This is a genomic window from Gordonia sp. (in: high G+C Gram-positive bacteria) (assembly GCF_049299075.1).
GTDB lineage: Bacteria > Actinomycetota > Actinomycetes > Mycobacteriales > Mycobacteriaceae > Gordonia.
The window spans coordinates 1-4,965 of the sequence record NZ_JBAQWU010000059.1 but is presented as its reverse complement, the minus strand read 5'-3'; the positions used below and the strand labels follow the sequence as shown (position 1 = coordinate 4,965).

General features: G+C 68.2%; 5 protein-coding genes and 1 pseudogene. 5 read left to right on the top strand and 1 reads right to left on the bottom strand.

The features are described 5' to 3' along the window. The 3 genes and pseudogenes from WAW85_RS02270 to WAW85_RS02260 all read left to right on the top strand — a co-directional run. Positions 1-475 (top strand): annotated as a pseudogene (locus WAW85_RS02270) (hypothetical protein); the annotation flags it as partial. 83 nt (positions 476-558) lie between these two features. Further along, positions 559-1,131 carry a sigma-70 family RNA polymerase sigma factor gene (locus WAW85_RS02265; RefSeq protein ID WP_422558038.1) on the top strand — a complete coding sequence of 191 codons (573 nt, stop codon included), beginning with the start codon at positions 559-561 and terminating at the stop codon, positions 1,129-1,131. After that, on the top strand, positions 1,128-1,997 hold the full coding sequence (locus tag WAW85_RS02260; RefSeq protein WP_422558037.1) for an anti-sigma-D factor RsdA: 870 nt from the start codon (positions 1,128-1,130) through the stop codon (positions 1,995-1,997). The genes WAW85_RS02265 and WAW85_RS02260 overlap by 4 nt, the downstream gene beginning before the upstream one ends. A gap of 21 nt (positions 1,998-2,018) precedes the next feature. On the opposite strand, the gene WAW85_RS02255 is transcribed toward WAW85_RS02260, so the two are convergent. Continuing rightward, entirely contained in the window at positions 2,019-2,387 is a 369-nt protein-coding gene (locus tag WAW85_RS02255) for a DUF5319 domain-containing protein (RefSeq protein WP_422558039.1), read from the bottom strand. 98 nt (positions 2,388-2,485) lie between these two features. On the opposite strand from WAW85_RS02255, the gene guaB reads away from it, so the two are divergent. Together guaB and WAW85_RS02245 are read left to right on the top strand one after the other, a co-directional pair. Next, a complete protein-coding gene (gene guaB, locus WAW85_RS02250; RefSeq protein WP_422558036.1) occupies positions 2,486-3,997 on the top strand; it encodes an IMP dehydrogenase in 1,512 nt (503 codons plus the stop codon). 23 nt (positions 3,998-4,020) lie between these two features. After that, a partial coding sequence (locus WAW85_RS02245) for a GuaB3 family IMP dehydrogenase-related protein (RefSeq protein WP_422558035.1) occupies positions 4,021-4,965 on the top strand: 945 nt, incomplete at its 3' end.

Genomic DNA, 4,965 nt, shown 5'->3' with positions numbered 1-4,965 from the left:
GTCCCGACGACTGCTCGACCGGGCGGCCGCGGACCTGGCTGCCACTGATCTGCCTATCGCGGGGGACTGGCGCATGCTGCCGCGGGTGGCCCTCCGGCTGACCTGGGTGCGCACCGAATGGGGCTTGTACTCGGGGAACGTCGACATCGCGCGCGAGGGTGCGGCGCGCGCCGCGGAGCAGGCGTGGGCGTTGCCGTCGCCCCGGCACGCGATGAAGACTCAGCTCATCGTTGCCGCGACGGCGGCAGCAACCGGACGCCTCGACGCCGCGGCCGCGGTGGGGAGCGCGGCGCACGCGACCGCGGGTGAATTAGGTCTCCTGCCCTTGCAGTGGGCGGCGGCCACGCTGCTGGCCGGGGTCACCGGAAAAGATGTCTACCAGCGAGAAGTTGTGGATTTGCGGACCAGACTCGCCCGGCGCGGCATGTCGCTCCTACCCCTTGAGCCCGGTGAGCGGCTCGCGTCGATAAGGTGAGTTCGTGAGCCGCCGACCGATCTTCCCTGCCTGCGCGGCGAGGTGGCGGGGCAGCGTTGTAACGAATCGATCCCGGCGGGACGATGAAACTGACAGGTGAGGCACTGGACCGGGCGGTCCGGGACGCGGCTGGCGGGGACCGCGCGGCGCTGAGCTCAGTGCTCGAGAGTGTGCAGGATCCGGTCCTGCGCTACTGCCGGGCGCGGATGGGTGCCGGCGAGCGACACCTGTTCTCGGCTGACGATGTCGCGCAGGAGGTCCTGATGGCGGTGATGACCGCGGTTCCCCGGTACGAAGACCAGGGACGCCCGTTCATGGCCTTTGTCTACGGTATCGCCTCGCATAAGGTGGCCGACGCGATGCGTTCGGCGGCCCGCGTCAAGGCCGACCCGACCGAGACGCTCCCCGAATCGGTCGACATCTCCACTGGGCCCGAGCAGTTGGCGCTCGACAGTGACGCCAGCCGCCGGATGGCAGCAATCCTCGAGATGCTGCCGGAGAAACAGCGCGAAATTCTCGTGCTGCGCCTGGTGGTGGGGATGTCGGCGGAGGAAACCGCTGAAGCGATCGGGAGCAGTCCGGGTGCGGTGCGTGTCGCCCAGCACCGGGCATTGGCGAAACTGAAGAAACTAATGATCCCTGGAGGTGGGCTGTGATCGAATCCGATGGACCGTCGGTCGATCTGGCCGCGGTACGACACGACGACGAGTTCCTCACGGCCCTCTCCACTGGCGGCTATGCGCGGCCCCTGGACGGCGCCGAGGCGGAGTTGGGCGAGTTGCTGTACGCCTGGCGGGCCGAAACTTTGGCCGCGCCGGCGAATCCGCTATCGCTGGCCGATGTCGAAAATGCGATTGCCGCCGAGGCGGCCCGCGCCGACAGTCCGGCGAAGCGTCGCAGCACCCGGATGCGTCACTTGCGTGTCCTGTCCGGCGCCGCGGCGATCGCTGCGGTCGCCGCAGCGGGTCTGCTTGTGATGAGTGACAACAGCCAACCGGGCGATCCGCTGTGGAACGTCAAGAAGGTGGTGTTTTCCGAAGCAGCGGCGCAGACTGAAGCCACGGTGGACGCCCAGGTGAATCTTGAACGCGCCGAACAAGCCCTGGCTCACGGCGATATCGACGAGGCCACCGCACTGGTGAACTCGGCGGAGGCCCGCCTGCAGCCGGTCAGTGATCCGGCCACCAGGCAGCGGCTGGAGCAGTGGATTCGCCGGCTGCGCGGTGAGGGCACGACTCCGCCGGTAGCCGCGACTACCAGCACCAGCGTCAGCACCCACGTTCCAGGTCCCGAGGTGCTAACTACCGACGAGTCCGTCCCGTCCACCGACGAGGCGGCGACCGGCACCGAGTCGACGACGCCGCCGGAGACCACGTCGTCGGCGACCACCACGCCGACAAAGCCCACCGGTAGTGCATCAACATCCGCGCATTCCGGGGCACCGTCGAGCACGGTCACTACGACAAGTGCCGCCGGTGGTACGCCAGCCTCGGTGGCGGCGACCATCACCGTCGAGAAGTAGCCGACCCGGCCAGGAATATTGTTACCGACGACGGTCGCGGAAGATTGCGTGCGCGTCGGCGAATCCGCGGCAGTAGTCCCAGGTGACGTAGTCTTCCGGCTGCGGGTCGACGGCGGGCTCGTGTGGGCGCACTGAACCGTCGATCAGGAGTTGCTCCAGGCTGGCGCGCAGCATGTCCCAGTCGTGAAAATGGTCTTCTCGGCAGTCCTCGCAGATCACCACCAGGCCGCGGATTCCGCGGGGTGCCAACAGGCGCTCGTAGAGTTCCAGGTCGATGAGATCCTCGCGCACCGCTTCGCGTTCGGCGTCGTCGAGGGGGACAGCCGGTTCCAGGGCGTCAAGGGCCGCCGCCGGGTCGCTCGGGTCATCGGCGAACGGGTCCGGCGGCATACTGGCGGGAAACGGGTCGTGCACGTCTCTACCGTAGCTGATCGGGTGCGGAGAGTACCGATTCTGCCCGGTCGGCGGTGGGCCGATACGATGGAGCGATGACGCCCGTACGTACCGGTGGAGACGATCCCAACAAGGTCGCCATGCTCGGCCTGACCTTTGACGATGTCCTTCTTCTTCCGGCGGCTTCGGAAGTAGTTCCCAACGCCGTGGACACCTCGTCGCGGTTGACCCGGGAGATCACCCTCAAAGTGCCGCTGGTCTCCTCGGCGATGGACACCGTCACCGAATCGCGGATGGCGATCGCGATGGCCCGCGCCGGGGGCATGGGTGTGCTGCACCGCAACCTCTCGGTCCAGGCGCAGGCGTCGTCGGTGGAGACGGTCAAGCGCTCGGAGGCGGGGATGGTGACCGATCCGGTCACGTGCAGCCCCGAGCACACCCTCGCCGAAGTGGACGCGATGTGCGCGCGGTTCCGCATCTCCGGCCTGCCTGTCGTCGATGAAGCCAGCAACCTGGTCGGCATCATCAGCAACCGCGATATGCGCTTCGAACATGACCAGTCGCGCCGCGTCGCCGAGGTGATGACCCCGGCGCCGCTGGTGACTGCGCAGGAGGGCGTCTCGGCGGAGGCGGCGCTTGGACTGCTGCGCCGTCACAAGGTGGAGAAACTGCCGATCGTCGACGGCAACGGCAAGCTGACCGGCTTGATCACCGTCAAAGATTTCGTCAAAACCGAAGAGCATCCGCTGGCTACCAAGGATGCCGACGGCCGCCTGCTGGTCGGAGCGGCAGTCGGTGCGGGTGATGAGGCGTGGGCCCGCGCCATGGCGCTGACCGACGCTGGCGTCGATGTGTTGGTGGTCGACAGCGCGCACGGACACAGCCGCGGTGTGCTCGACATGATCAGCAAGCTGAAGGCCGAACTCGGCGGCAAAGTGCAGCTGATCGGCGGCAACGTCGCCACCCGCAGCGGCGCTCAGGCGCTGATCGAGGCCGGCGTTGACGCGGTGAAGGTCGGCGTGGGCCCGGGCTCCATCTGCACCACCCGCGTGGTGGCCGGGGTGGGCGCCCCGCAGATCACCGCGATCCTGGAGGCGTGTGCCGTGGCCCGGGCCGCCGGGGTGCCGGTGATCGCCGACGGCGGGCTGCAGTATTCGGGCGACGTCGCCAAGGCGTTGGCCGCCGGTGCGTCCACGGCCATGCTCGGTTCGCTGCTCGCCGGTACCGCCGAGTCGCCGGGGGATCTGATCCTGGTCAACGGTAAGCAGTTCAAGAGCTACCGCGGGATGGGCTCGCTGGGCGCCATGCAGGGCCGCGGCCAAGGTAAGTCGTACTCCAAGGATCGCTACTTCCAGGACGATGTGCTGGCCGAGGATAAGCTGGTTCCCGAGGGCATCGAGGGCCGGGTTCCGTTCCGCGGGCCGCTGTCTCAGGTGATCCACCAGCTGGTGGGCGGTCTGCGTGCGGCCATGGGCTACACCGGCGCGCAGTCCATCGCCGCGCTGCAGGAAGCGCAGTTCGTGCAGATCACCGCGGCCGGACTCAAGGAGTCGCATCCGCACGACATCACCTTGACTGCCGAAGCCCCCAACTACTACTCCCGCTAAACCAGAGTTGAAAGGCGCCGACTGTGCGTGACCTCGTTGAATTCGGGATGGGCCGGACGGCCCGCCGCACCTACGAGCTGGAGGACATCTCGATTGTGCCGTCCCGGCGGACGCGGTCGAGCAAGAACGTCTCTACCTCGTGGCAGATCGATGCCTACCGCTTCGAGATGCCGATCTTGAACCATCCGACCGACGCCATCGGCTCGCCCGAGGCGGTCATCGAGATGGGCCGCCTCGGTGCACTCGGGGTGCTCAACGGCGAGGGCCTGTGGGCCCGGCACGAGAATGCCGCGGCCAAGGTCGACGAGCTGATCGAGATCGCCGACCGCACCGACGATCCGTCCGCCGCGGTGCGCTTCCTGCAGGAGTTGCACGCCGCACCGGTGCGCGTGGACCTGCTGGCCGGTGCTGTCGATCAGGTGCGCCGAGCGGGGGTCACCACCGCGGTGCGGGTCAGCCCGCAGCATGCGCCGGAGCTGACCCCGGCGCTGCTGGAGGCCGGTGTGGAGATCCTCGTCGTGCACGGCACGATCATCTCCGCCGAGCATGTGATGCTGGTGGACCGCGGCGCCGCCGAGCTGGTCGCCGAGCCACTGAACCTGAAGACCTTCATTTCCGATCTGGACATTCCGGTGATCGCCGGTGGCGTCCAGGATCACCGCACTGCGCTGCACCTGATGCGCACGGGCGCGGCCGGTGTGATCGTCGGCTACGGCTCGGCCGAGGGGGCCACCACCACCAACGAGGTCCTCGGCATCGGGGTGCCGATGGCGACGGCGATCGCCGATGCTGCCGCCGCGCGCCGGGACTACCTGGATGAGACCGGGGGCCGCTACGTGCACGTGATTGCTGACGGTGACCTGCACACCTCGGGCGACGTTGCGAAAGCCCTGGCGTGCGGTGCAGACGCGGTGTCGCTGGGTACGCCGCTGGCCGCCGCGCAGGAGGCGCCCGGCAAGGGCTGGTAC

Bases quoted from the DNA above. Each gene is read 5' to 3' on its own strand.
- guaB (WP_422558036.1), top strand. From the start codon at position 2,486: ATGACGCCCGTACGTACCGGTGGAGACGATCCCAACAAGGTCGCCATG.
- WAW85_RS02255 (WP_422558039.1), bottom strand. From the start codon at position 2,387: ATGCCGCCGGACCCGTTCGCCGATGACCCGAGCGACCCGGCGGCGGCC.
- WAW85_RS02265 (WP_422558038.1), top strand. From the start codon at position 559: ATGAAACTGACAGGTGAGGCACTGGACCGGGCGGTCCGGGACGCGGCT.